The sequence below is a fragment of the Oceanihabitans sediminis genome (genome assembly GCF_003337215.1).
GTDB lineage: Bacteria > Bacteroidota > Bacteroidia > Flavobacteriales > Flavobacteriaceae > Oceanihabitans > Oceanihabitans sediminis.
Map to the genome: position 1 here is coordinate 1 of NZ_QPIG01000006.1, position 26,280 is coordinate 26,280.

25 protein-coding genes and 1 pseudogene are annotated in these 26,280 nt (G+C 32.5%); 20 read left to right on the forward strand and 6 right to left on the reverse strand.

Going from position 1 to position 26,280, the window contains the following annotated elements; genetic code table 11:
* The 3 genes from DU428_RS12530 to DU428_RS12540 all read right to left on the reverse strand — a co-directional run.
* On the reverse strand, nt 1–3,679 hold a 3,679-nt coding region (locus DU428_RS12530; RefSeq protein WP_114436863.1), incomplete at its 3' end, for a beta strand repeat-containing protein.
* A gap of 960 nt (nt 3,680–4,639) precedes the next feature.
* Entirely contained in the window at nt 4,640–6,052 is a 1,413-nt protein-coding gene (locus DU428_RS12535) for an AraC family transcriptional regulator (RefSeq protein WP_113966739.1), read from the reverse strand.
* 122 nt (nt 6,053–6,174) lie between these two features.
* The gene (locus tag DU428_RS12540; RefSeq protein WP_113966738.1) at nt 6,175–7,695 is read right to left on the reverse strand and encodes an AraC family transcriptional regulator; all 1,521 of its coding nucleotides are present in this window, start codon (nt 7,693–7,695) and stop codon (nt 6,175–6,177) included.
* 408 nt (nt 7,696–8,103) lie between these two features.
* Here DU428_RS12540 and DU428_RS12545 point away from each other — a divergent pair, with 408 nt between their 5' ends.
* From DU428_RS12545 to DU428_RS13560, 6 genes are all read left to right on the forward strand, one after another.
* Nucleotides 8,104–8,649 (forward strand): hypothetical protein, encoded by a 546-nt coding sequence (locus tag DU428_RS12545; protein WP_113966737.1) that lies wholly within the window; start codon nt 8,104–8,106, stop codon nt 8,647–8,649.
* Between the two features lie 304 nt (nt 8,650–8,953).
* Complete coding sequence (locus tag DU428_RS12550) at nt 8,954–9,853, forward strand: DMT family transporter (protein WP_113966736.1); 900 nt, start codon at nt 8,954–8,956, stop codon at nt 9,851–9,853.
* A 318-nt stretch (nt 9,854–10,171) separates the two neighbouring features.
* Nucleotides 10,172–10,705, forward strand: coding sequence for a hypothetical protein (locus DU428_RS12555; protein ID WP_123796522.1), 534 nt, complete (start codon nt 10,172–10,174; stop codon nt 10,703–10,705).
* 175 nt (nt 10,706–10,880) lie between these two features.
* Complete coding sequence (locus tag DU428_RS12560; RefSeq protein ID WP_113966734.1) at nt 10,881–11,510, forward strand: CatA-like O-acetyltransferase; 630 nt, start codon at nt 10,881–10,883, stop codon at nt 11,508–11,510.
* Nucleotides 11,511–11,795: 285 nt separating this feature from the next.
* Nucleotides 11,796–12,029, forward strand: coding sequence for a hypothetical protein (locus DU428_RS12565; protein WP_113966733.1), 234 nt, complete (start codon nt 11,796–11,798; stop codon nt 12,027–12,029).
* Complete coding sequence (locus DU428_RS13560) at nt 12,029–12,190, forward strand: type II toxin-antitoxin system RelE/ParE family toxin (RefSeq protein ID WP_243633543.1); 162 nt, start codon at nt 12,029–12,031, stop codon at nt 12,188–12,190. Before DU428_RS12565 ends, DU428_RS13560 begins: the two co-directional genes overlap by 1 nt.
* 204 nt (nt 12,191–12,394) lie before the next feature.
* Here the strand turns inward: DU428_RS13560 and DU428_RS13565 are convergent.
* A pseudogene (locus tag DU428_RS13565) lies at nt 12,395–12,505 on the reverse strand (IS110 family transposase); the annotation flags it as partial.
* A gap of 1,475 nt (nt 12,506–13,980) precedes the next feature.
* Between DU428_RS13565 and DU428_RS13570 the strand changes: the two are divergent.
* From DU428_RS13570 to DU428_RS12625, 10 genes are all read left to right on the forward strand, one after another.
* Nucleotides 13,981–14,499, forward strand: a complete 519-nt coding sequence (locus DU428_RS13570; protein WP_243633547.1) for a glycosyl-4,4'-diaponeurosporenoate acyltransferase CrtO family protein — start codon at nt 13,981–13,983, stop codon at nt 14,497–14,499.
* Between the two features lie 191 nt (nt 14,500–14,690).
* Nucleotides 14,691–14,975 (forward strand): hypothetical protein, encoded by a 285-nt coding sequence (locus tag DU428_RS12585; RefSeq protein ID WP_113966731.1) that lies wholly within the window; start codon nt 14,691–14,693, stop codon nt 14,973–14,975.
* Between the two features lie 338 nt (nt 14,976–15,313).
* Nucleotides 15,314–15,622, forward strand: coding sequence for an ArsR/SmtB family transcription factor (locus DU428_RS12590; RefSeq protein WP_113966730.1), 309 nt, complete (start codon nt 15,314–15,316; stop codon nt 15,620–15,622).
* A gap of 55 nt (nt 15,623–15,677) precedes the next feature.
* Entirely contained in the window at nt 15,678–16,139 is a 462-nt protein-coding gene (locus tag DU428_RS12595; protein WP_113966729.1) for a DUF6428 family protein, read from the forward strand.
* A 23-nt stretch (nt 16,140–16,162) separates the two neighbouring features.
* On the forward strand, nt 16,163–16,798 hold the full coding sequence (locus DU428_RS12600; RefSeq protein WP_113966728.1) for an arsenate-mycothiol transferase ArsC: 636 nt from the start codon (nt 16,163–16,165) through the stop codon (nt 16,796–16,798).
* Between the two features lie 36 nt (nt 16,799–16,834).
* The gene (locus DU428_RS12605; protein WP_113966727.1) at nt 16,835–17,251 is read left to right on the forward strand and encodes an OsmC family protein; all 417 of its coding nucleotides are present in this window, start codon (nt 16,835–16,837) and stop codon (nt 17,249–17,251) included.
* A 13-nt stretch (nt 17,252–17,264) separates the two neighbouring features.
* Nucleotides 17,265–18,308, forward strand: a complete 1,044-nt coding sequence (gene arsB, locus DU428_RS12610) for an ACR3 family arsenite efflux transporter (protein WP_113966726.1) — start codon at nt 17,265–17,267, stop codon at nt 18,306–18,308.
* Nucleotides 18,309–18,421: 113 nt separating this feature from the next.
* The gene (locus DU428_RS12615; protein WP_113966725.1) at nt 18,422–18,856 is read left to right on the forward strand and encodes an MBOAT family O-acyltransferase; all 435 of its coding nucleotides are present in this window, start codon (nt 18,422–18,424) and stop codon (nt 18,854–18,856) included.
* 463 nt (nt 18,857–19,319) lie between these two features.
* Nucleotides 19,320–20,249, forward strand: a complete 930-nt coding sequence (locus tag DU428_RS12620) for a PD40 domain-containing protein (protein ID WP_113966724.1) — start codon at nt 19,320–19,322, stop codon at nt 20,247–20,249.
* A 455-nt stretch (nt 20,250–20,704) separates the two neighbouring features.
* Nucleotides 20,705–21,151 carry a DUF1801 domain-containing protein gene (locus DU428_RS12625; protein ID WP_113966723.1) on the forward strand — a complete coding sequence of 149 codons (447 nt, stop codon included), beginning with the start codon at nt 20,705–20,707 and terminating at the stop codon, nt 21,149–21,151.
* 157 nt (nt 21,152–21,308) lie between these two features.
* Here the strand turns inward: DU428_RS12625 and DU428_RS12630 are convergent, their stop codons facing one another.
* Nucleotides 21,309–21,641 (reverse strand): winged helix-turn-helix transcriptional regulator, encoded by a 333-nt coding sequence (locus tag DU428_RS12630; RefSeq protein ID WP_113966742.1) that lies wholly within the window; start codon nt 21,639–21,641, stop codon nt 21,309–21,311.
* A 120-nt stretch (nt 21,642–21,761) separates the two neighbouring features.
* Between DU428_RS12630 and DU428_RS12635 the strand changes: the two genes are divergently transcribed.
* From DU428_RS12635 to DU428_RS12650, 4 genes are all read left to right on the forward strand, one after another.
* Nucleotides 21,762–22,748: a zinc-dependent alcohol dehydrogenase family protein gene (locus DU428_RS12635; RefSeq protein ID WP_113966722.1), complete on the forward strand. Its 987-nt coding sequence runs from the start codon at nt 21,762–21,764 to the stop codon at nt 22,746–22,748.
* A gap of 296 nt (nt 22,749–23,044) precedes the next feature.
* Complete coding sequence (locus DU428_RS12640; protein WP_113966720.1) at nt 23,045–23,347, forward strand: ArsR/SmtB family transcription factor; 303 nt, start codon at nt 23,045–23,047, stop codon at nt 23,345–23,347.
* A gap of 43 nt (nt 23,348–23,390) precedes the next feature.
* Nucleotides 23,391–23,660 carry a hypothetical protein gene (locus DU428_RS12645; RefSeq protein WP_113966719.1) on the forward strand — a complete coding sequence of 90 codons (270 nt, stop codon included), beginning with the start codon at nt 23,391–23,393 and terminating at the stop codon, nt 23,658–23,660.
* 10 nt (nt 23,661–23,670) lie between these two features.
* Complete coding sequence (locus DU428_RS12650) at nt 23,671–24,273, forward strand: short chain dehydrogenase (protein WP_113966718.1); 603 nt, start codon at nt 23,671–23,673, stop codon at nt 24,271–24,273.
* Between the two features lie 218 nt (nt 24,274–24,491).
* Here DU428_RS12650 and DU428_RS12655 read toward each other — a convergent pair whose 3' ends face one another.
* Nucleotides 24,492–26,279 carry a cation:proton antiporter gene (locus DU428_RS12655; RefSeq protein WP_113966717.1) on the reverse strand — a complete coding sequence of 596 codons (1,788 nt, stop codon included), beginning with the start codon at nt 26,277–26,279 and terminating at the stop codon, nt 24,492–24,494.
* Between the last annotated feature and the right edge of the window lies 1 nt (nt 26,280).

Sequence of the window (26,280 nt, forward strand, 5' to 3'; positions counted from 1 at the left end):
CTACAAAAATGTCTGATTCAGCATTTAAAATATTGATAATCTCATCATAGATGTCTCCTTGGTTTTGGATGTTGGTTACTACATCACCAACCACGTCTACTGTAATCGTATCACCGTTTGCGTTTGTTAGTGTGTAAGTTCCATTTCCATTATCTACCATACTTGTAGTATTAGCATCAAAAGTCACTACTGTACCATCAGCAGCTGTATGTGTAAAGGTTCCGTCACCGTTATCTACAAAGATGTCTGATTCAGCATTTAAAATATTGATAATCTCATCATAGATGTCTCCTTGGTTTTGGATGTTGGTTACAACATCACCTACCACGTCTACAGTTATTGTATCACCGTTTGCGTTTGTAAGTGTGTAAGTTCCATTTCCATTATCTACCATACTTGTAGTGTTCGCATCAAAAGTCACTACTGTACCATCAGCAGCTGTATGTGTAAAGGTTCCGTCACCGTTATCTACAAAGATGTCTGATTCAGCATTTAAAATATTGATAATCTCATCATAGATGTCTCCTTGGTTTTGGATGTTGGTTACAACATCACCTACCACGTCTACAGTTATTGTATCACCATTTGCGTTTGTTAGTGTGTAAGTTCCATTTCCATTATCTACCATACTTGTAGTATTAGCATCAAAAGTCACTACTGTACCATCAGCAGCTGTATGTGTAAAGGTTCCGTCACCGTTATCTACAAAGATGTCTGATTCAGCATTTAAAATATTGATAATCTCATCATAGATGTCTCCTTGGTTTTGGATGTTGGTTACAACATCACCTACCACGTCTACAGTTATTGTATCACCATTTGCGTTTGTAAGTGTGTAAGTTCCATTTCCATTATCTACCATACTTGTAGTATTAGCATCAAAAGTCACTACTGTACCATCAGCGGCTGTATGCGTAAAGGTTCCGTCACCGTTATCTACAAAGATGTCTGATTCAGCATTTAAAATATTGATAATCTCATCATAGATAACTCCTTGGTTCTGGATGTTGGTTACAACATCACCAACCACGTCTACTGTAATCGTATCACCGTTTGCGTTTGTAAGTGTGTAAGTTCCGTTTCCATTATCCACCATACTAGTAGTGTTCGCATCAAAAGTCACTACTGTACCATCAGCAGCTGTATGTGTAAAGGTTCCGTCACCGTTATCTACAAAGATGTCTGATTCAGCATTTAAAATATTGATAATCTCATCATAGATGTCTCCTTGGTTTTGGATGTTGGTTACAACATCACCTACCACGTCTACAGTTATTGTATCACCGTTTGCGTTTGTAAGTGTGTAAGTTCCATTTCCATTATCTACCATACTTGTAGTATTAGCATCAAAAGTCACTACTGTACCATCAGCAGCTGTATGTGTAAAGGTTCCGTCACCGTTATCTACAAAAATGTCTGATTCAGCATTTAAAATATTGATAATCTCATCATAGATGTCTCCTTGGTTTTGGATGTTGGTTACTACATCACCAACCACGTCTACTGTAATCGTATCACCGTTTGCGTTTGTAAGTGTGTAAGTTCCGTTTCCATTATCCACCATACTAGTAGTGTTCGCATCAAAAGTCACTACTGTACCATCAGCAGCTGTATGTGTAAAGGTTCCGTCACCGTTATCTACAAAGATGTCTGATTCAGCATTTAAGATGTTGATAATCTCATTATAGATAGCTCCTTGGTTCTGGATATTTGTTACTACATCACCTACCACGTCTACAGTTATTGTATCACCATTTGCGTTTGTAAGTGTGTAAGTTCCATTTCCATTATCTACCATACTTGTAGTATTAGCATCAAAAGTCACTACTGTACCATCTGCAGCTGTATGCGTAAAGGTTCCGTCACCGTTATCTACAAAGATGTCTGATTCAGCATTTAAAATATTGATAATCTCATCATAGATGTCTCCTTGGTTTTGGATGTTGGTTACAACATCACCTACCACGTCTACAGTTATTGTATCACCGTTTGCGTTTGTTAGTGTGTAAGTTCCATTTCCATTATCCACCATACTAGTAGTGTTCGCATCAAAAGTCACTACTGTACCATCAGCGGCTGTATGCGTAAAGGTTCCATCTCCGTTATCTACAAAGATGTCTGATTCAGCATTTAAGATGTTGATAATCTCATTATAGATAGCTCCTTGGTTCTGGATGTTGGTTACTACATCACCTACCACGTCTACAGTTATTGTATCACCGTTTGCGTTTGTAAGTGTGTAAGTTCCATTTCCATTATCCACCATACTAGTAGTGTTCGCATCAAAAGTCACTACTGTACCATCAGCAGCTGTATGCGTAAACGTTCCATCGCCATTATCTACAAAGATGTCTGATTCAGCATTTAAAATATTGATAATCTCATTATAGATAGCTCCCTGGTTTTGGATGTTGGTTACAACATCACCTACCACGTCTACAGTTATCGTATCACCGTTTGCGTTTGTTAGTGTGTAAGTTCCATTTCCATTATCTACCATACTTGTAGTATTAGCATCAAAAGTCACTACTGTACCATCAGCAGCTGTATGCGTAAACGTTCCATCGCCGTTATCTACAAAAATGTCTGATTCTGCATTTAAAATATTGATAATCTCATTATAGATGTCTCCTTGGTTTTGGATGTTGGTTACAACATCACCTACCACGTCTACAGTTATCGTATCACCGTTTGCGTTTGTTAGTGTGTAAGTTCCATTTCCATTATCTACCATACTTGTAGTATTAGCATCAAAAGTCACTACTGTACCATCAGCAGCTGTATGCGTAAACGTTCCATCGCCGTTATCTACAAAAATGTCTGATTCTGCATTTAAAATATTGATAATCTCATTATAGATAGCTCCCTGGTTCTGTATGTTAGTTACAACATCGCCTACGACGTCGACTGTAATCGTATCACCATTTTCGTTTGTAAAAATGTAAGTTCCATCACCATTATCTACAAGTGTAGTAACAGTTTCGTAATTCTTAATAATCACCTCTAAATCAACACTATTAAGATCACCATTCTCATCAATATACTCTAAAGTTTTACCGTCTGTGTTTAATGCTAAATAGGTTAAAGTTTCTAAATTAGAAATATCTATCGTAGTCGTATTACCATTTTCGTCTGTATAGCTAAAAGTACCATCTCCATTAGAGGCGATAGTAGTTAAGGTCTCAAAATTATTAATCACCGTTGCAAGATCTATATGGGTAATCTCACCGTCTTCATCTGTATACTCCAATGTATGCCCATCTGGACTTAGTTCCAATGAAGTTAGAGTTTCTAAATCTGAAACGTTGATAACAACTGTATCACCCTGAGCATCAATATATGTAAACTGGTTGTTAACTACATCCCAAAACACAATATAGTCCGGCATATTTGACTCTGTCATTAGTCTTTGCCATTTTCCTTGATACCAATAATAATAACCCGGAGTAAGCGTATCATTAGTATTTATGTTATATACAAGTAAACTTTCTATATTCCCAGCATTTATAGTTGTTTCATCCGTAACACTTGTTAAGGATACTTGTGGTATCAAAATACCACGATTTGCTGACTTAATTTCCAACTGAGAAGATGGATTTGGCATATCTGTACCTATCCCAACTTGAGCATAAAGGCAATTACCAGCGATTAATGTTAACAACAGTAATAGTTTTTTCATAATGAAATGTAATAGTATTGGTTATTTAAAATTCTTTTTTAATTCGGGCCTTTTAGATTGAGTACTATCTAAAAAAAACACCTGGGTAATTTTTAAGGACCATCATAGTTAAATATCATACTAGCTACCCGTTTTTGATGGCGCGAATGTAGAAGAAAGAAAAGAGGCCATAAATTGTTATCCTGTGTGAATTCCGTAATATAGACAGAACACAAGCACCTTATAACCAACACATTACACTACAACCTGAAAAAGAAGCATTTTATCGATGTTATACAACAAAACAAAAAGTAAACGAATCTATATTTGGAGAAAGAAAATTGAGATTGAAATAAACCACTTAATATACTTTATATCAAATTCAATAAACCAAAGAACTCTTGGTGAAAAAAAACTGTTAGTTATTTACACTCAGATATAAAAAAACTCAACATATCAAAAATGGACTTGTTTATGTAAAATATGAAGTATATAGTTTAAATAGCTAGTTTTGCTGTGCTTTGAATGGATAAGCCATATCACTAATTCCTAAATTAGTAAACACAAGTTCTATTAAAAATTTAATAAATTAGCCTATAAGGAAGGTGGTACTGCTAAAAGATTTTTGCATGCGCACAGTATAACGCAGATCTCAATTACTGCAAAGAAATAGGGAAAATTCTAATCGTTTAGCAAGATATAATTACGATAGGTTTTTCAGAATTATTTTCAAAAAGAATTCTTAGAAGATGATACTGTTTTCTAGATAGCTTATTTCAATAATGTTGTATTAAAAGATATTATTGCTATAGAACAGATGAAAAAATGTTATTTCTTAAATAAAATTAGTAAAAATAAAGTCCCAATATTCTCAAAATATTAATTGTAATAAAAAATAAGCGGACTGATTCATCTGTTGGATTAACAATTAGTCAATTGTATGTTAAAAAACAGAACCATTTTCCTTAAAACATAAAGCTATCACAAACTAATAGTTTTTTCTTCTTTTATTCGCTCTATATACCTTGAAGGAGAAAGGCCAACTTGCTGCCTAAAACTAGCTGAAAATTTACTATGTGAAGAAAAGCCACTTTCAGCTGCCAGATAACTTATTTTATAATTTAAATATTCTGGATCTGTATTTAACTTTTCCACTATATAATTAATACGAAGTGCATTTATATAGTTATTATAATCTGTATTCTTATATTTTTTAAGTATCTGTCTTAAATATTTTTCATTACTATTCACGTAGGCTACTAATTTAGAAAAAGACATATCTTTTTCTAGAAACGCATTTGAAACTTCAAATTCCTGTAACTTAAGCATAAGCTCCTCTTTCATTTTTAACGGAAGGCTCGAATTAATAGAAACTTGCGCGTTTGAAGAAGAAGCATTACTTTTCTCTAGATTTTCCGCACCTCCTAACCTTCTCTTTCTTTTTACATAGAAAAGCGTTGCATATAAGACTAGAGCTGCAATAAATATGATAAATATAATTACATATCGATCAGATCGGATATCGGATGCTTGAGTCTCCCCTTCTGTTTCTTCAATAAAATTTTGTATTGGTATACTTAAACTATTATTCATTATTACTCGCAAGCTATCATTCAGGCTAATATATCTAGACAAATAACTTGTAGATTTCTCAGAATCACCCAATTCTTTATAAAGATAACCTATCTTTTTAAGGATTTTTACTCGCAATCTAACCCTCTTCAAGCTTTCTGCAATAGACAAAACCTCTTGATACTTTAATAATGAAGTCTGATAATCTTTTTTAATATAATAATGATAAGCATACCCCTCGGTTATATTAGACAAGTGTAATTTTGATAAGTAGTCTTCGTGCATATAAACTTTACCCTTATAAAGAGTGTCTTGAATTAAGGACAAACCATTAGTTAAGTAGTAATTAGATAATTCAAAATCTTTGTTTTTATCTAAAGCTATATCTGAGAGATTTTTATACGTTTGGGCCAAGGGATACTTCTCTAATGACTGTAGCAGATTTTCATATGCCTTGTCAGTCTGACCTAACTTTATATAAGCAATTGACATATTATTTCTAAAAACAGATTCTATAAACAAGTGATCTTTAGAGTTCTCAATAAGCTTTATAGCATCCTCCCAAAACTGAATAGCTTTTCTGTTTAAACCTAAATTCAAATAATTTCTAGCTAAACCTCCTAATAAACGTGCTTTTACTTCTTTGTTGTTACCTTGATATCGCTGTAGAATAATATTTAAATAGGTTATACTTGTATCGTATTCTCCTAAATCAATCAAATACTGTGCTTCAATAATATGCTCAATGGCACTTTGATCTGTTGCAACAGTCATTGTAGCAAAAACCTTGTCGTATTGCACAACAACACCTGCCTGTAGCAAATTACTTTGCAGACTACAATAGCATAAAAATAAAGTAAAAAGTAAATGTTTGATAGCTATTAGATCTACGTGATTTTTATTGTTCACTACAAAACTAAGTAATTATTATAGTTAATTATTAATTAACCCTTAAGAACTTCAATATAGTCTGAAGGTGTAAAATTGGTGATTTTTTTAAATTCAGCTGAAAACTTACTATGTGAAGAAAAACCACTTTCATCTGCCAGATAACTTATTTTATAATTTAAATAAGCTGGATTTGTTTTTAACTTTTCCACTATATAATTAATACGAAGTTCATTTATATAATTATTATAATCCTTGTCCTTATATTTTTTTAGAATATACCGAAGATACTTCGTATTCGTATGCAACCTACCTATTAAAACCGACATAGAAATGTTTTTATCAAGAAAATCATTGGAAGCTTCAAACTCACCTAGCTTGTCTAAAATTTCATTTTCGGTTTTTGGGGAAAGATTTAAATCATTAGTTTTATCCTCAATGCCATCTATGCCATCCTCAGTAGTCCCAAACAAATTTTTCCTTTTAAAATACAGCACCAAACCAATAAAACATATTATAACTAAAGCTAATATTTTATATATGGTATCTTTTGAAAATTCAGATTTAGTATACTCTTGAAGAGTCTGGTAGGCATCATTAACCATAGCCTTCCTTTTAGTGTTATTCTCTTTGGTGATAGCATTATATTTTGAATCGTACTTCGAAAAACTATCTAGTATATTTAATTGTTTATAATAATCAGAAGTCGTTTCATACACACGTTGTTTTAAACTGCTGTGATTTCCATTCTCTGCAATACTCAACGCCTTTTTTAAATAAATTTTAGCGCTATCTAGCTTTTTGGTTTTCAAAAGGGCGGCTGAATAACCTTGATAAATTAAAGCAGCCCAAAGTGTATTTCCCGCTTCTGCTTTATTAATATCTATATTCGCTTTCGAAAAGTGCTGTAATGCTCTTGACGGATTGTTAAGTCCTAAATAGGCTCGACCGAGCATCTCCTCACTATTACCTATTAAAAAATGTCGGAACGATTCGTTTCCTTCTTGCTCATAGGATAGCATCGCTAATCTTATGTGCTCAATAGCACGTTCAAAATCCTTTTCGTCCAAAGCGTACTCTGCCAATTCTTGGTCTGCCATTGCTTTGTACTTTGTAACCTCATCCTTATCACTAATCTTTGAACTAATGGCAACCCCGTTCCTTATTGACTCTTTTCCTTTATCTAAAAACCCAACAGTTCGATATTGTGTAGATAAAAAACCATAAATCCGAGCCTGAAAAACATAGTCATCTTCATCTTTTGCTATCTGCAATGCCTTTATAGCTTGCTTAATTGCCTCACCACGTTTTTCCTGTTTCTCAAGTATATCAGCTTTCAACATAACCGATCTCAACTTCTGTTTACCGTTAGCTGAATAAGTGTATAAAGAATCTGCCAAATGCATCGCTTTAATAGGATTCGATGAAGAAACGTTAACCGCTACATGATAGAAAACACTGTCAAATGCTTTAACAGCTATGTCATTTTGAGAAACAATATTGGAAGAAAACAGGAGAAAATAAAAAAATAAAAAAATCCATCTCTCATAACAGAGATTGAAAGGTTTTTGTAACATAAAATTAAGAATTAAGCGAAAATTCAAATATACTAAAGAATTTGATTTTTAAAGTTAAAGCAAGGTTATTTGTAGGAAAATTACTAAAACATCTAATAGTAATAAACAGGTTTACAACACAAAATAATAACCTAATAATCCATGTCTTAATAATTACTCTAGACATATCATATCAAGAAACAAAAAGCAAAACTCCTCTGCCTTCTGTGTTGTATAGTTTATCCTGAGCCTAGTCGAAGCGCACCCCAACCCAAAAACATCCAAAACCCCAAAATTTCAAAACGTAAATTCCTACAATAAATAATATTTCATTAAATTACACATCAAAATAATTCAACCTACATCCAAAGGAGTATATATAATAGGAATAAACTCCCAAGGGTGTTTATACATTTGTTGCCCACAATTATGAAAAAAATCGCCTTGACGTTAATAATGGTTATTCCTTTTATGGTCAGTTGTGTTGATGAGAATAAAAACGAATCAAATAGTGAGGTAAAAAACGAAATGAATATTTCTTTGGATTTCATCGACAAATGGAATCAACTTGAACTTGCTCATACTGATGATAAATATGGAGAATGGGGCGGGGACTCGGATGTGATTTTAGTTTACTCTGACGGCAAAAAAACTTATGCTGATTATTCAAAATATTTAGGTTCTTATGAGCCACCAATGCCACCCAAAGAAAATGAAAAACCCAAAAAATGGTATGAATATAAAATGCTGGAACTTAAGATTGATAGCATTGAGTTAAATAATGTGGAAATCGACCTTATCGAAAAAGCGATTGTGGAACTTGTAAAAAAGAAAATAAATAATCGCTCTTCTTTCTCTCACGCAGGAATAGTAAATAGGGTTATATCCAGCGATTCAAGTTTTATTATAAAAGATTATCCCTCAAACGATTGGGTGACATTTAAAAAGCTCAAAAAGAAGCTGACCGAAAAATAACTGTGGGCAACAGAACCTATGAAGTAATGCGGGCCCTGGTCTTCAATTCAAAGTTTTATCTATATTTATAAGGGCGCAAAATCTTTCCGATTTTGCTCTGAGAATAAAAAATAAATCAAAACAAAAAGCTTTTGCTATGGGCAAAACGGAATGGTAAGCGCAAGTTTGCTCCCGCACTACTCATAGCTTAGGCGTTGGGCGCAATTTAAAAAATCGATGAAAGTCAATAAAAAAATACTTGATTGAATGATTTTATAAAAATCCAAATATTAAATTTGTCGAATTAAATAAACATAGACATTTTATGAGGCAATTCATTCAAAATAAATATTTTCTACTCATCTTTATTGCTATAATCTGGGGTTCTTCTTTTATACTCATAAAAAAAATACTACCAGTATTTGACCCATATCAAATCGGAGCTTTTAGGGCAGGATTGTCAGGCTTGCTTTTGTCATTTATTGGATTCCCAGCTTTGAAAAGAATGTCAAAAAAGGACGTTTTTTGGATTGCTCTATCAGGATTATTTGGTAACTTTTTAGTGGTCTTTATTTTTCCTATTGCACAACAAGGCGTAAGTAGCTCATTGGCAGGCATCATAAATGCATTAGACCCAATATTCACACTCGTTTTAGGAGCAATTCTGTTTGGAATCAGAAATAAAGTTATTCAATATGCTGGTGCAATAATTGGATTTATAGGTGCTATCATTTTAGTTTACTCTTCCAATTCAGAAAATGGCCAAAATCATCTTTTTTATACGGTTTTATTAGTTATAGGTTCGGCACTTTATGCCGTTGCCGCACTCATTATTGAAAAAAAATTACATCACATAAAATCGACAGATATATCAACAGGTATTTACACTATTTGGATGGTGCCCTCTCTTTTTATCTTAAGTTTTTCAGGTTTTTTTACAGACTTTGATTACAGCCAAAATGAAACTTTAACTGCTCTAGGCTATTTAGTCTTTCTAACCGTCATTAGCACTACTTTGGTAATGTTTTTGTTTTTCAAGCTTGTTCAAGATACATCTGCGGTTTTTGTAAGTACCATTTCACTTTTATTACCAGTCGTTGCGGTAATTTGGGGAATTTTGGACAAAGAGAAATTTACAGTTTGGTATGCAATCGGTGGATTATTAATTTTGATTAGTGTATATCTCATTAGAGAAAAGAAAAACAAATCATTGGTAAAGGAATAAATACTGCCTACAACAAAGTACTGTGGTAAAAAACAAGTAAAAAAGCATTAATTTTTCACCCTTTCACTTAGCAATTAAACACTCAAACCCCTCTATCTTTTATATTCTTTAGACTTTCTAGTGCACAGATGAATTTCGACACTAACCAATAAGCATCCAAAACCCCAAAATTTCAAAACGTAAATTCCTACAATAAATAATATTTCATTAAATTACACATCAAAATAAATGAACCTACATCCAAAAAAGTATATATAATAGGAATAAACTCCCAAGGGTGTTTATACAACCGTTGTAGTGCATTTGAGAAAAATGGAAATGGAATATAAAACAGTAAAAAACAAAAACTACTTTGGAAGGTTCAAAACGGAATTTTTTCCACCAGTTATTGTCATTACAATTATATCATTGATTAGTTATAAATTGACCGATTTGAATTTTATTCTCTTTTTAATCCTTGGCTACGCTATTATTTGGGCAATAATCACTCATTTTATTGTCCGAAATTCCATTTATCGGATTGAAATAAATAATGGAAATATTTTAATAAAAGGAACAGAGATTAATAAAGATTGGAGTGAGTCGGATAAAATTGAAAATACTTCGATAAGAATTAAATCGCAGGGCTTTGGAAGAGGAAATGTTGAATATTATCTTAAAATTTTTCTTCCTGAAAGCACTCATATCGTTAACAAAAGAAAACAATGGGATTATAATGACTTAATTAAAATCTATAATCATTTTCCTAACAATAAATATAAGAACGAGAATAAAGAGCTTTTAGAAAAAATGAAATTGAAGGCTAAAGGTCACTCATCTTTTGAAATTGCATTTGGAAAGAATAACAAATAAAAAACGCACTACAACAATGTATAAAAATAATAGCCGAAACAGTTGTAAATTCAAAGGTTGTAGCCCGCTTTAACTTTCTTGTAACTTGACAGGAAAGTGCCACGCAATCGGCTACTATTCTTATACTAAACGTTGGAAATAATTAAAAACGAAACTTCTGAATTCAATAAGTTTAATGAAAAAAATAAACATAACTAAATGGAAAAGAAAAGAACATTTTGATTTTTTTTCTAAAATGGCAAGTCCAACTTTCGGAATAGTCACTGAAGTTGATTGTGATGTATGCTTTATGAATTCTAAAGTAAATGAGGAATCATTCTTTGCAAATTATTTACATAAATCAATGATTGCTGTTAATTCTGTAGATGAACTAAAATATAGAATCATAGATGACGAGATAATAAAATTCGAAAAAATTCATGCTGGAATAACTATAGGAAGAGAAGATGAAACATTCGGATTTGGATTTGTGAATTTTACTTCTGATTTTGAAACCTTTAACGCAGAATTAGAGAGGGAAATTTTAGCAGTAAGAAACTGTTCAGGATTAAGACTAAATAACGATGATGTTAAAAAGAATTTAATACGGCATTCAACCTTTCCTTGGAATTCATTTAGCGGCTTATTACATCCAACAAATTTTGATCAAAAAGAATCTGTTCCAAAAATAACTTTTGGAAAATTTATAATTCGAGAAGGAAAAAAAATGTTGCCGATTTCTATAGAAGCACATCATGGATTAGTTGATGGTTTTCATATAGCAAAGTATTTAAATGAATTTCAAAATCAACTTAATATTAAATAAAAACTATTGCCAACAATGTATATAAAACATAGCTGTTACAGGCTTTCCGAGAGGTTTGAGTGTATTTACGAAGAACGCCAAATTTTTAAATTTGGCTTTTAGTAAAATAAAGATAAAAAGAAAAATTTAAAAATTCGGCTCGTGTTTAATCCGAAAAGTTAGCGTCTTTTTACACGCTACGTTTCATATACGAGACCGTTGGCTACAAGCTGAAAAATTCGTTAAACCAAGAAAGATATTGATTGAATTTGATAATTTAGTATCTTTGATAAAAAGAAACTCGAAATGAATATAGAAGCTCGAAAAATAGAATTTATTCAAGAATTCCTAAAACTTCAAAGCGAGGAAGCAATTTCCAAGCTTGAAAAAATATTGAAAAAGGAAAAAGACACTTCTGACGAAAGGCTTTTTAAGCCTATGACCATTGATGAGTTAAACAAACGAATTGACAAATCAGAATCGGATTTCAAAAACAATCGATTTAAAACAAGTTCTGAACTTTTAGCCAAATACGAATAATGAATTTTAAAATTATTTGGTCAGACTTTTCGGAAACTCAACTTGACGAAATTTATGAATATTACGAAAAGAAAGCAAGTTTAAAAGTTGCTACTAAAATTGTAACTGGAATAATTAAAGAATCGGAAAAATTAATCAAAGCGTCCTTTATTGGACAATAAGAAGAATTACTTAAAGATAGAGAAATTCAATATCGTTATTTGGTTTTCAAAAACTACAAAGTGATATATTCGGTTGATGAACAAAACGGATTTATAAAAATTGCTGATGTTTTTGATACTCGACAAAATCCACCGAAAATGAAACGAACAAAATAAAGCCTGATTGCCAACAAAGTACTGTGGTAAAAAACAAGTAAAAAAGCATTAATTTTTCACCAAGGAACTTCTGTAGCTATCCTCATATATTAGTCCAGATTTAGCAATAGCAAAAGCTTGTTTTAATAGCTTATTGCATACTGCAATTAGTGATAATTTTTAGCAACTAATCGCTCATAAATAAAATACCCCTACAAGCTTAATTGTAAATAATTTATTGCTAGTTCTAGCCTACTTACAAAAATCTAAGCGGACTTTCTATCTGTGATTTATTTGCTAACTTTAGTGCTTAAACACGCAACGTGATTATACATAAACACGTCAAACTCCCCACAACCCAAAACCCGGGCCGAGCGTAAAGAAAAGGTACAGTGTACCTTTTTAGCGAAGGAGCCAGCCTGCGCAAAAGCAATTAGCGAAAAAGCAAAACCCCTCTGTCTTTTGTGTTGTATAGTTTATCCTGAGCATTGCCGAAGGGCGCCCCACCGCCTAGTTGTTTTTATGTCACAATAGTTGTACCCACCGCTATAATAGCACATGTCTTTTTTATTTAAAAGCATCTATTTTAAGAAATAGGTACAATAAAAAAGGCAAATGCGCAGCATTCACGAACACCATAATTTAAAATAATAACCAGGTGAGTAATAGCTATTGCCTAGCCTGTCTTGAGCCTGTCGAAAGGCTCAAACAACTATGCCGCCATAAAAACAACCCAAAGCTATATTTACATAACGGGTAGTTATAGAACAGCCGCTTCACCCACACTACACCAAAGCTCTCCTATAACGGTCATTATGTAAAATATCGGCTAGCCTTTGCCCACACTTCCGAACTCCTAACAATATTAGCCGATATTCACGAGTACCTCTAAAACAATAGTAACCATACGAGCTAAATATCCGCTATGCCTACGCACACATCCGAACCCCGAACCAACATCGCGGCTATTCACGAGTACCTCTAAAACAATAAAAACCACACGAGCTAAATATCGGCTTATCCAATGCTCACATCCGAACTCCTAACCATAATAGCCGATATTCACGAGTTCCTCTAAAACAATAAAATCAACGAGCTAAATATCGGCTAAACCCACGCGCACATCCGAACTCCTAACCATAATAGCCGATATTCACGAGTACCCCTAAAACAATAGTAACCATACGAGCTAAATATCGGCTTATCCAATGCTCACATCCGAACTCCTAACCATAATAGCCGATATTCACGAGTACCCCTAAAACAATATTAACCATACGAGCTAAATATCGGCTTATCCAATGCTCACACCCGAACTCCTAACCATAATAGCCGATATTCACGAGTACCCCTAAAACAATATTAACCATACGAGCTAAATATCCGCTAGCCTTTGCCCTCACATCCGAACTCCAAACCATGGTAATCCATAGGCACGGGAAAGCCGAAAAAAAAAAAAAAAAAAAATGGTTTTCTAAGTTTAGCATAATTGGCCTAAGGTTTTCGAATATTTTACTAAATTGAACTGGACAAAAAAATATACGGCACACAGCACGCTGTATAATTAATTAAAACTATTGAAGAATTTAAAAAAGATAATTTTTCCAATATTTTCACTGTTTCTTTTCTATAGAACCATTGAATTAATAGGTTATTTGAACTCAAACTCGTCAAACGAGTTTAGTATTCTAGAAATCGTAACTATTTCGTTTCTTCTAACTCTTTTTATTACAGGAATATTTGCATTTATTGGTTTTGCATACCCGACAAATAGACTATTACCAGAGTCTTATTACAAAATAAAGAATCCAAAGCTTCTTGAATACTTATATAAAATACTCGGATTAAAATATTTTAGAATTATCCTTCTTATCACTTTTTGGGGTATAAAAAAGAATCGGAAAAAATATTTTAATGGAACAAAAAAAGGATTGACTAATTTTATTTATCAAACCAAGCAATCCGAATTCGGACATTTAGGAGCTTTTTTTATGATTTTAATTTGTTCGATTATGCTACTATTAAATCGATTTTATTTAATTGTATTAATAATGACACTATTGAATATAATCGGAAATGTATATCCTATAATACTCCAAAGATTTCATAGAATTAGAATTGAAAAAATAACTAATTACAACAAAGACTGTGAGAAAAAAGTTAAAATGTATTAATTTCAATCAAAGTTCTACTCTAACTATCCGCATATACTAGTCCAGATTTTGTAGCAATTACAACTCAATACAATTTGCTTATCGTTTAAAAACATGAACCTCTAACGGCATAAGTCTCAAAAAAATATAAAACATTTTCACTATCTTTAAGCAAGCAACTTAACACTACAATATCAAAAAAATGTAAAACCATGCAATTCAGAAAGATTATTCTTTTTTTCCTATCCACCATATTACTATTGCTTTTACCGTTAATAGCCATGCAATTCACTAAGGAAGTAAACTGGACAACTAAAGATTTTATAGTAGCAGGAACCCTTATATTCGGAGCAGCAACCATATCCGAAATCCTATCCAGAAAAATAAAAAATCCCAAACACAAAATCACTTTAATAATTACAGTTTTAGCTATGATCATACTTGTTTGGATAGAACTAGCAGTAGGAATATTTAGCAAGCTGGTTAGTGATATCTAAACCGAACAGTCTACCTAATATAAAAGGACACAAATCTTTTAGTAGCCTTTCAAAAGACTGTAATGAAGTACGGAAGTTAAATACAAAAAAGCATACCTCTAATAAATACCACTATAACATTAATTGTATGAGTAGGAACGCAAATACAACACACACAAAAACTGTTTTGAATCATATGAACCTACAAGGTAGTCAACACAGTTAAAACGCTTTATATAGCAACTTTCCATAAAAAACCACTTCCACCCCTACAATCAATGACCATAAAACTTAAAAAAAAAGTGCTGTTTTAAAAATATATCGTAATATTGCAATGAAACAATTAATAACTCTAAATCATGTATTCTAATCAACAAAAAGAAATCGCTTTATTCGCAAAAGTTTTCGGACATCCTGCTCGAGTAGCTATTTTACAACAGTTATTTAAAATGGACACTTGCTATTGTGGAGATTTATCCGAAGAAATCGGTCTTGCCCAGCCTACTATATCACAACATTTAAAAGAATTAAAAAATTTAGGGCTAATAAAAGGAACGGTAGAAGGTGTCAAAGTATGCTATTGTATAGACAACGAAAACTGGTCTAAAATGAAAGTACTACTACATAAATTCTTAGACCAAGACATTCCTAAAGCAGATTGTTGCTAAGTTTTTTTTTATTTTATTCATCGCTAAATAGCAATAAACAAATAAATATAAAGAAATGAAATTATCAGAAATTAAAAACCTATTAAATAAACGGAATAAAATAGCTTTCCTATTACCTAATGGAGAATTAGTACCTAACCACTTTCACGTTACAGAGGTTGGAAAAATTTCAAAGCATTTTATAGATTGTGGAGGAACACTTAGAACCGAAGAGCTGATAAACTTCCAACTCTGGAACGCAAATGACTATGATCACAGATTGCACCCAGAAAAACTATTAAGTATCATTAAACTATCCGAACGCATTTTAGACTTAGATGATTTAGATATCGAAGTAGAATATCAAGATAGCACGATTGGGAAATTCGGACTTGACTTTGATGGAAAAAACTTCTTGTTAACCAATAAACAAACCGATTGTTTGGCAAAAGATAAATGTGGGATTCCTGAAGAAAAAACAAATCTTTCTGAAGTAAAAAACAGCCCCTCGTGTACAATAGACAGTGGCTGTTGCTAAAATAATAAAAGAATATTTTTAAAATGATAAAAAACAAACCTACCTTGTTTTCAAATATTGAACAAGTAATCAAAGAATTAAACCCTAAAACTGTTTCACCTGAACGTAAAGTAGTTTTACAACCTCTTACAGATTATATACAATCTAAAGTTTCAAAGCAACAAGATATCAGACTCAACTTTATCTGTACTCATAATTCACGAAGAAGCCATTTTTCACAAGTTTGGGCACAAACAATGGCAAATTACTTTCATATTAAAAACGTATTTTGCTATTCCGGAGGTACAAAGGCAACTGCCCTTTACCCAATGGTTGCAGAAACTTTGAGAAAATCAGGCTTTCAAATAAATGAAATCTCACAAAACAAAAACACAGTATATAGTATTAAATATGCTGAAAATGAACATCCAATAATTGGCTATTCAAAAAAATTAGAGGACGATTTTAATCCGAAATCTGAATTTGCAGCAATAATGACCTGCGATTCTGCTAATGAAGCCTGCCCATTTGTTCCTGGGGCTGAAAAACGAATCCCAATAACCTTTGAAGACCCTAAAGCATTTGATAATACACCGCAACAAGAAGAAAAATATAAGGAGAGAAGTCTGCAAATTGCAAACGAACTATTTTACATTTTTTCTCAAATAAAAGATTCTTAACTTTTATCAATACTGCTAATTAAAATAGAATTAATTATGGAATACCAAATTAAAGCTTCATCCATTTCTAATAAAAACGCTGCTATTCAAATAAAGAAAAATAATATAGCGTTTGGAACAACTGCAAAATCTGCCGATACCTTACCTAATCCTGCCGAACTTTTTTTAGGAGCTTTTGCTTCCTGTATGCTGAAAAATGTCGAACGTTTTTCTGCTATGATGAAGTTCAATTATGTAAAAGCCATAGTAAATGTGTCTGCCAAACGAACGGAAAAACCTTTGAAAATGGATAACATAGATTACAGACTAACTATTTATAGTTCTGATGAAAATTTAAATATCCCTTTGCTAAAAAAGAATATTGAAAAATTTGGTACAATCTACAATACTGTAAAATTATCATGCAATATTAACGGAATAATCGAGCAACAAAAAGACACCACAAACAACTGAATACAAGAAACATATGAAAAAATTAAGCTTTTTAAATAATTACTTAACACTATGGATATTTATTGCTATGCTCGTGGGCGTAGGAGTCGGATATTTCTTCCCATCGTTTCCAAGCATTATCAATGCAATGAGTCAAGGTACAACTAACATTCCAATAGCCATAGGATTAATATTAATGATGTATCCTCCATTGGCTAAAGTAAATTATAGGCTTTTGCCAAAAGTGTTTAGAAATACAAAAATTCTTTCCATTTCACTTTTTCTAAATTGGATAATTGCTCCCATATTAATGTTCGTTTTGGCAATTACTTTTTTACGTGATTATCCAGAATATATGGTTGGTGTAATTTTAATCGGATTGGCTCGCTGTATAGCAATGGTATTGGTCTGGAACGACCTTGCTGAAGGCGATAGCGAATATGGTGCTGGTTTGGTCGCTTTAAATAGTATTTTTCAAGTTTTTGCTTATAGTTTCTATGCTTGGGTTTTTATAACAGTGCTTCCTCCATATTTTGGATTTGAAGGGGCTATTGTAGATATATCAATAGCTACGGTGGCAGAAAGTGTAGCAATATATTTAGGACTACCTTTTTTAATGGGAATTTTAAGTAGGGTAATTTTGGTAAGAGTAAAAGGAGAAAACTGGTACACAAAAAAATTCATCCCTGCCATTTCACCCCTAACTCTAGTGGCATTATTATTTACCATTGTCATTATGTTCTCACTCAAAGGAGAATTAATTGTGGAAATTCCATTAGACGTTTTAATTATTGCTATCCCTCTAGTTATCTATTTTACTGTCATGTTTCTAATAAGTTTCTTCTTTACCAAAGCTATGGGTGCTTCTTATAAGGAAAATGCAGCCGTATCATTTACTGCTGCAGGTAATAACTTCGAATTGGCAATTGCAGTTGCTATAGCCGTTTTTGGCCTAAATTCCGGACAGGCGTTTGCAGGTGTAGTGGGACCATTAGTTGAAGTTCCAGTGCTTATCTTTTTAGTTCGAGTTTCATTTTGGTTAAAAAGAAAATATTATGACAAAAAAAATACTGCATGAGCTACTAACGAAACCAAAGCTAAAGAGCAAAAAAAATGCAAATAAAAAGCAACTCCTACAGGTAAAAAAGTAATTTTATACGCATGTGGAAATAATTCTGATTCCCAATAATCATGAAATTAAACGAATATGTAAAGAAAAGAAATGGGGTGCCACTAGGCAATTCCAAATCATTACCCAATAATATATATCGCGCATTAGGAGCAAAAAATTTCTCTTCATTTTGGAATTATTGGAATCCAATTTTCGGGTATTATTTAGGGATATATATTTTTAAACCATTAAAAAAAAAGGTTCCTAAGGAAATTGCGCTTCTAGCTACGTTTATCTTTTGTGGGATGGTACATGATGCGGTCACCATAGCTGTTAGATGGAAAGTTTCTTTTTTCTTTACCATTTGGTTTGTACTAATGGGAATTGCTCTTATAATCACAAGATACTTTAACCAAAATGTAAACAAACAAATATGGGCTATACGTGCATTAATCAATCTAAGTATAATTGCCTTGTGTTTTATACTTACAATCTACCTAAGAAAATTAACTTAATATAAAACTGAAAAGTAGAAAAAATAATGATGATCTAAACAGAGATAAAAGCCTAAAACAAAACACTTTAGCTTTAAACCAATAACTTCTACTATACCTCTTCTATAAATTGTATTATGTAACTATCCAGCTTTTTAAAATAAAAAAAACAAATTCCTTTAATTGATTATTTTTCAGCAAATTACATATTACAAACACTGTAAAACACCAAATAAGAAGAGCATAAACATGATACCTATTCACAAAAAACCGTGTAATTGCCAGAAGTAAACTCAAAAACAAGTAAAAAACTACCCCTATTAAATACTATATACTTTAAAAAGTAAATTCCCACAATTAAATATTTATACCTAATTTACAACCTCAAAAAAACCAAACACACACAAAACAGCCATATAATAGGAAGAAACTCCTAGGGTTTTATATCACCACTAGCAATAATACTCTTAAAAAAACTTCAAGAATGAAAAAAATCAGATTAGTAATTTCGTTAATTCTTATTTCAAATTTATTATCAGCTCAGAATGAATCTGATATTACTCAATTTGATAAAGCACTAAATCAATTTATTAATGTAAGGGATTTTTGTATTTCAAAAGATGGGAATGAAGCATTCTTTACTGTACAAAGCCCTAATCAAGAAATTTCACAACTTGCTTATATTAAAAAGAATAAAAATGGATGGTCAAAACCAGAATTATTACCTTTTTGTGATTCATATATGTATTTAGAGCCTTTTTTATCATTTGATAATAATCGACTATTTTTCGCCTCTAATAGACCTTTAAATGATTCTATTAATAAAAAAAAGGATTTTGATATTTGGTATGTCGAAAGGCGTCACAAAGATGAGGCGTGGTCTAAACCTAAAAACCTTGGAAAACCAATTAATTCAGAATTAGACGAGTTCTATCCTTCTGTCAGTAAAAATGGAAATTTATATTTTACAATGGTATCGCCTGACGGTTTTGGAAAAGATGATATTTATTATTGTGAATGGAAAGACGATAAATATTCAAACCCTATTTTATTAGGTGAAAACATTAACAGTGCTGGCTATGAGTTTAATGCATTTATTTCAGAAAAAGAAGATTTCATAATCTATTCAAAATATAAAGAAAAAGATGGGCAAGGAAGTGGGGATTTATATATTTCGAAGAAGGATACAAAAGGAAACTGGCAAAAGGCTGTAAATCTAGGAACTCCGGTGAACACAAAGTATATGGAATATTGCCCATTTTATGATGAGCAAAACCAAATTTTATATTTTACAAGCAAAAGAAATAATATTCATCCAAGAAATTTCAATACTATTTCAGAATTTAATAAATACATTAATGAAAGTAATAATGGCTTAAGTAAAATTTATAAGACATCACTTAAAATAGAATAGCACTACTGCTAATCAAGTAGCCGCCTCCGTCACTTAATAGGAACGGAGTGTAGCTCTCACACCTCCATACCCTCCAGCTCCGCTCAGGATAAATCAAGCGGGTCTCCTATGCGGCGTACACCAAATGGAAGTTTGCTAATTGCTATTGTAATAAAGCACTACAGCTAATAACAACTATAAAAGCATCAATTTTCCACCAAAGCATTGCTATTACACCCCTCATATATCAGTCCAAGTCTTGCAACTACAAAAGCTTGTTACAACAACCTAAAAACCAACAAAAAGCTATCCCACTTAAATACTATATACATCAAAAAGTAAATTCATACAATTAAATAATTATCCCTAAATTACACTCTCAAAACATACCAAATACAAACAAAACAGCCATATAATAGGAGTAAACTCCCTTGGGTGTTTATAAAACCGTTGTGTATAACTTAAATTCAAGTGATATGGCAAAAACAAAAACGAAAGAAACAGAGGCGGATGTCTACGAATTTATAAACTCATTTGCTAACTCAGAACAAAAGAAAAAGGACAGTTTCGAACTAATAGAAATACTACAAGACATTACTGGCGAAGAGCCTAAAATGTGGGGACCGACAATTATCGGTTTCGGTAGTTATCATTACAAATACGATAGCGGGCACGAAGGCGATGCTCCTATTCTTGGATTCTCACCAAGAAAAGCAGCCTTTTCGCTCTACATTTATTCTGACACAGAAAAAAGTAATTCAATCTTATCTGACCTCGGAAAATTCAAAATGGGAAAATCATGTATTTATGCTAACAAACTTGCAGATATAAATATTTCAGCTCTAAAAGAACTTTGTATAGAATCCATTAAATACATTAATGAACATAACGAGTGCTCTTGCAGGAAGAAATATAGTAAATAAAGCTACACACAACAATGGCTATAAGGAATTGCTTGATCTCGCCTACTTCTGAAAATCCTCGCGGATTTTCAGTTTGGTGTGTACTTGCAAAATTAATCGCTAAACCACGCTACTGCTCATACACAAACCGCTGGAAACAAGCTAAAAAGAGCACTTGCTAAGAATATTTCTCAACCACAGAATCGCCCCAATCTGCTATAGATTGAATTAACGGAATTAAGGTTTTACCAAAATCGGTTAATGAATATTCAACTTTTAGCGGTGGTTTTGATGTGTAAACTTTTCTTTTAACTATTCCATCTTCCTCTAAAGTTTTCAACTGCAAACTCAAAGTGCGTTCGGTTACAGTTGGCATTTCTTTCCTCAATTCGTTATATCTCAATTTCTTCTCAATTAAATGATATAAGATAACCGTTTTCCATTTTCCACCAATAATCCCCATTGTTAAACTTGCGCAACAAGGATATTCTTTACCTCTAAAATTAAGCATTTTTGGTTCTGCTGTTTCCATATAATTTACACTATCATTTTTGACCGTTATTGCAAAGATATAATACTATACTTACTTTTGCAACTATAAATATTATAGTAATATAAAATATAATACGAAATGAAAGCAATGATAATTAGTGAATATGGAGAAAATGCTAAGTTTGAATCCAAAAAAGTAGAAAAACCGATTTTAAAAAATGGACAGGTTTTAGTAAAAATTTCTGCATCAAGTGTCAATACAGTTGATACAATGATTAAGAATATGGGAAATGATTTGCCTTTTTCTCCCAAAAGTCCAGCAGTTTTAGGAATGGACTTTGCCGGTACAATTGAGCAAGTAGGAAATGATGTTACTGAATTTTCAATTGGCGATGAAGTTTTTGGTTGTGCAGGTGGTTTAGGGGATTTACAAGGAACATTGGCTGATTATATAACTGCTGATGTAAAATTGATTGCAAAAAAACCGAGCAACTTAACAATGAAAGAATCTGCTTCGTTACCATTAGTTGGAATAACGGCATACGAAGGTTTAACTCGTGCTAATGTTCAGAAAGGACAAAAAGTTTTAGTTCACGGCGGAACTGGTGGAGTTGGACACGTAGCAATTCAATTCGCTAAATATTTTGGTGCTGATGTTTTCACAACTATCAGTAGTGAGAAACAATCAGAAATAGTCAAATCTTATGGCGCAAAATCGATAAATTACAAATCAGAATCAGTTGAAGAATACGTAAATAAACATACTGATGGGAAAGGATTTGATGTCGTTTATGATTCTATTGGTGGAGAAAACTTGCTTAAATCTTTTGAGGCAACTGCTTTAAATGGTCAAGTTGCGACAACAGTTTCTTTGAGCGAAATTGATTTAAGTACAATGCACTTTAAAGGATTGTCCTTACACGTTGTATTTATGCTTATTCCAATGATTCATAATTTCCAGAGAGAAAAACACGGAGAAATTTTAAAAAAAATTGCTAAAATTGCCGAATCTGGAGCTTTAAAACCTTTACTTGATGAAGAAAATTTTTCATTAGAAAATGTTGGAAAAGCTTATGCAAGACTTGAAAGTGGAAACGCAATTGGAAAAGTCGTTGTTGAAAATTAAAAGCAAAATTCAACAAACTGCACGGAAAGCCAGTTGCCAACATAGGGTGATTTTAGCTTAGACAGAAAGTATTTGTGTCTGCTAAGTCGCCCTGTTTTTAATTTTAGTATTTTTAGAATTGAAAAGTTAAAAAGAAAAATTAAAAATAGGGCTTGTAACTCAACCGAAAGAAAACAGCCTATTTTCTGCCCTACTATTCTTATACAAAACCGTTTCCAACAAGCTAAAAACATCAAACTTCAAACAAAAACCCGAATTCATTTTTATATATCGGAAATTATAGATATGTGTGCCTTATGAATTTGAAAATAGCAACAGAAATTGGTAAATGTTTATCGAACCAAACAAGGTTTCAGATATTGGAATGGCTGAAAGAACCAGAGAAACACTTTCCACCACACGAAACATTAAAGCATTTTAACGATGGTGTTTGCGTTACTTATATTCAAGAAAAAACGGCATTATCTCAATCAACTATTTCAACATATTTGACCAATATGGAAAAATGTGGACTTTTAATATCAACAAGACACGGAAAATGGTCGTATTTAAAAAGGAATGAAAAGACAATTAAGGAGTTTACTGATTTTATAACATAAAAAAATTTCCAAAACATATCGACATTTCGCAATATAACAAACTATGAGGTTATTAATTGACATTTTAGGTTGGTCTGGTTCGGGATTAATAATCCTTGCCTATGCCCTAACCCTCATTGAAAATAAAAAATATTTAGATTATGGCAAGTATTTAAACTTACTTGGAGGTCTTTTAATAGCCATAAACTGTTATTATTATAATGCAATTCCACCATTTGCAACTAATTTACTTTGGAGTGTCATTGCAACATTAACGATTTATAAGTCAAGAAATAAAAAAGGGAATTGTAACAAAACTAAATGTTTAACTTAAAATTAAAACAATGAGAATTTTAATAATTGGAGGAAACGGAACAATAGGAAAAACTGTTGTTTCACATTTTAAACAAAAGAACGAAATTTTAATAGCTGGACGAACCAATGGAGACGTGACTGTTGATATTGCGGATAGTAATTCAATACAATCAATGTTCGAGAAAATTGGTAAAGTGGACGCTATAATTTGTATCGCAGGAGAAGCTAAATGGGACAATTTCAATAAACTTTCTGAAGACGATTATTATATCGGACTAAAAAGTAAACTAATGGGACAAGTTAATCTTGTACGTATTGGACAGAATTATTTAAATTCAAATGGTTCAATTACTTTATCCACAGGAATTTTAGCAGACGACCCAGTTGTAAAAACAACAAGTGCCTCAATGGTAAATGGCGGAATACATAGTTTTGTAAAAGCTGTTGCACTTGAAATTGAAAACGGAATTAGAGTAAATGTCGTTTCTTCTGGAATGGTCGAAGATGCATACGAAAAGTACAAAGACTATTTTCCAGGGCACAATCCGATACCAATGAAAAAAGTAATTAACGGATATGTAAGAAGTGTAAACGGAAAAGGAAATGGAGAAATAATTAGAATCTACGACTAATAAAAGCCAGTTGCCAACAAAGTACTGTGACAAAAAATCAAGTAAAATATATTATTTTTTCACTAAGATACTACTATAACTACCCGCATACATAATCTATCCAAAACACAGCCGAAGCACTTAAAAATAGTTGCATTATATAAGAAAACATATTCATAAGCTTAAATCAACCCTTATCCTTCACAAATAATATACACCCCATCATATAAAATGATAAACTACTCGATATAGATGACTTTTTCACCCGCATCAATAAAATCATTATACCTAAACGGACGTTTCAAACCAGATCTATCTACAATAACCAATGGTAATAGGGGCTTGCTCTCAGAGTCTTGAGATTTAACCCAATCGCGTGTATCAGTTTTTTGACTCATGCTTATTGCAACTTCTCTATAGTTAGAATCTTGTATTTTTTGAATCCAGGGCTGTATATCCACTTTACTAGAAAATAAAGTAGAAGCTGATACCGAACTTAATAGGTTAATACTACCCCCCTCCCCTTTATTTCTAGAAATCACAATAAACTTTTCAGGAATAAATAAAGTATCATAAACAAACTGAGAGGCCAGAAGGTTTATTTCATTATTTACAGTTAGAGCTATAAACGTTCTAAAATCTTTTATACCAGCTTCATTGAGGGTAGATTCTTCTAAAATATTACCATGAATACAGTCAAACCCCTGGCTCTTAGCTTCTTCACAAATGCTTTTGTTAGCATCTATAAAAATTACCTTGTTTGTCTCTGCTAAATGTTTCCCTAACACTAAAGCCAACGGATTCGCTCCTAAAATTACATAACCTTGTCTAGAGAATTGCTTAACCAATTCACCACGCTTTTTTAACCAATTTGTTGTCCAAGTTAAAAGAACCGGAACTGAAAGTGTTGTCAAAATAGCCATAAAAACAAGAATGGAAAAAATTTCCTGACTAATAATACCTTTCTGTAAACCAATACCCGCAATAACAATTTCTACAGCTCCTCGCCCATTCATTCCGGTCCCAACAGCCAATCCTTCTCGCCAACCATTGCCACTAGGTAAATAAAATAAAACCGTACCTAGTATTTTACCAGCAAAGGCAACTCCAACGATTAATAATAAAAGCTGTAAATCTGTTTTAAAAACATCTAAAGTAACATGAAAACCAGCGGTAACAAAAAATATTGGTGCCATAAATCCTATAGACACATCATGAAAAACACGTGTAATGTCTTTAGTTATTTTATCATGAAATACACCGTCCTTTATAAATACACCAGCTACAAATGCACCTAAAATACCATGTAAACCTACAAGCTCTGCCAACTCCGAAAGACCAAAAACAATAAGAAGTAATAAAGTAAAATAGGTGGTTCGGTTTTCTATATTCCTGCCAGACATCCATTTGCCAATCCTAGGAAGTACGTAAAGACCAAAAGCAGTAGCAAAAGCAAAAAACAGGATGATTTTAATAGCTATAAACAATATTTCAGCCATATTTACAGCTCCAGCATCAATAAAACTAGATAATCCCGCAAAAATGATTAATGCCAAGGTATCAGAAATTAAAGCTCCTGCCATTAAAACATAAGCAATGCGGGTGTCTAATAGCCCAAGATCAACAAGAATCCTACTCTTGGTTGCTAAAGAGGTAACTCCAACTGCAATACCTACAAAAAGACCCGCCATACTGCTTCCTCCACTTAAAGTTACCACATAATACCCCAAACCAAAAGGTACTACAAAACCACCAATCGCAGCTAGAAGCCCTGCCCAAGAAGCTTTGCCTAAATCTTTAAAATTTATTTCCATGCCTATATAAGCCATTAGCAGAATAACACCTGCTTCAGAAATAATAACTAAAGTACTTGAAGTATCTACAAGCCCAAGTAAAGAGGGACCAATTATCACACCAACTAAAAGCTCTCCTAAAATTGCTGGATAACCAATACGGTTAATTAATGCGCCTGCCCCCCAAGCCGCGAATAGGACTATAAATAAGTTTAAAATGTCAAATCCTTCCATA

Bases quoted from the DNA above. Each gene is read 5' to 3' on its own strand.
- DU428_RS12540 (WP_113966738.1), bottom strand. From the start codon at position 7,695: ATGTTACAAAAACCTTTCAATCTCTGTTATGAGAGATGGATTTTTTTA.
- DU428_RS12545 (WP_113966737.1), top strand. From the start codon at position 8,104: ATGAAAAAAATCGCCTTGACGTTAATAATGGTTATTCCTTTTATGGTC.
- DU428_RS12550 (WP_113966736.1), top strand. From the start codon at position 8,954: ATGAGGCAATTCATTCAAAATAAATATTTTCTACTCATCTTTATTGCT.
- DU428_RS12555 (WP_123796522.1), top strand. From the start codon at position 10,172: ATGGAATATAAAACAGTAAAAAACAAAAACTACTTTGGAAGGTTCAAA.
- DU428_RS12560 (WP_113966734.1), top strand. From the start codon at position 10,881: ATGAAAAAAATAAACATAACTAAATGGAAAAGAAAAGAACATTTTGAT.
- DU428_RS12565 (WP_113966733.1), top strand. From the start codon at position 11,796: ATGAATATAGAAGCTCGAAAAATAGAATTTATTCAAGAATTCCTAAAA.
- DU428_RS13560 (WP_243633543.1), top strand. From the start codon at position 12,029: ATGAATTTTAAAATTATTTGGTCAGACTTTTCGGAAACTCAACTTGAC.
- DU428_RS12585 (WP_113966731.1), top strand. From the start codon at position 14,691: ATGCAATTCAGAAAGATTATTCTTTTTTTCCTATCCACCATATTACTA.
- DU428_RS12590 (WP_113966730.1), top strand. From the start codon at position 15,314: ATGTATTCTAATCAACAAAAAGAAATCGCTTTATTCGCAAAAGTTTTC.
- DU428_RS12595 (WP_113966729.1), top strand. From the start codon at position 15,678: ATGAAATTATCAGAAATTAAAAACCTATTAAATAAACGGAATAAAATA.
- DU428_RS12600 (WP_113966728.1), top strand. From the start codon at position 16,163: ATGATAAAAAACAAACCTACCTTGTTTTCAAATATTGAACAAGTAATC.
- DU428_RS12605 (WP_113966727.1), top strand. From the start codon at position 16,835: ATGGAATACCAAATTAAAGCTTCATCCATTTCTAATAAAAACGCTGCT.
- arsB (WP_113966726.1), top strand. From the start codon at position 17,265: ATGAAAAAATTAAGCTTTTTAAATAATTACTTAACACTATGGATATTT.
- DU428_RS12615 (WP_113966725.1), top strand. From the start codon at position 18,422: ATGAAATTAAACGAATATGTAAAGAAAAGAAATGGGGTGCCACTAGGC.
- DU428_RS12620 (WP_113966724.1), top strand. From the start codon at position 19,320: ATGAAAAAAATCAGATTAGTAATTTCGTTAATTCTTATTTCAAATTTA.
- DU428_RS12625 (WP_113966723.1), top strand. From the start codon at position 20,705: ATGGCAAAAACAAAAACGAAAGAAACAGAGGCGGATGTCTACGAATTT.
- DU428_RS12630 (WP_113966742.1), bottom strand. From the start codon at position 21,641: ATGCTTAATTTTAGAGGTAAAGAATATCCTTGTTGCGCAAGTTTAACA.
- DU428_RS12635 (WP_113966722.1), top strand. From the start codon at position 21,762: ATGAAAGCAATGATAATTAGTGAATATGGAGAAAATGCTAAGTTTGAA.
- DU428_RS12640 (WP_113966720.1), top strand. From the start codon at position 23,045: ATGAATTTGAAAATAGCAACAGAAATTGGTAAATGTTTATCGAACCAA.
- DU428_RS12645 (WP_113966719.1), top strand. From the start codon at position 23,391: ATGAGGTTATTAATTGACATTTTAGGTTGGTCTGGTTCGGGATTAATA.
- DU428_RS12650 (WP_113966718.1), top strand. From the start codon at position 23,671: ATGAGAATTTTAATAATTGGAGGAAACGGAACAATAGGAAAAACTGTT.
- DU428_RS12655 (WP_113966717.1), bottom strand. From the start codon at position 26,279: ATGGAAGGATTTGACATTTTAAACTTATTTATAGTCCTATTCGCGGCT.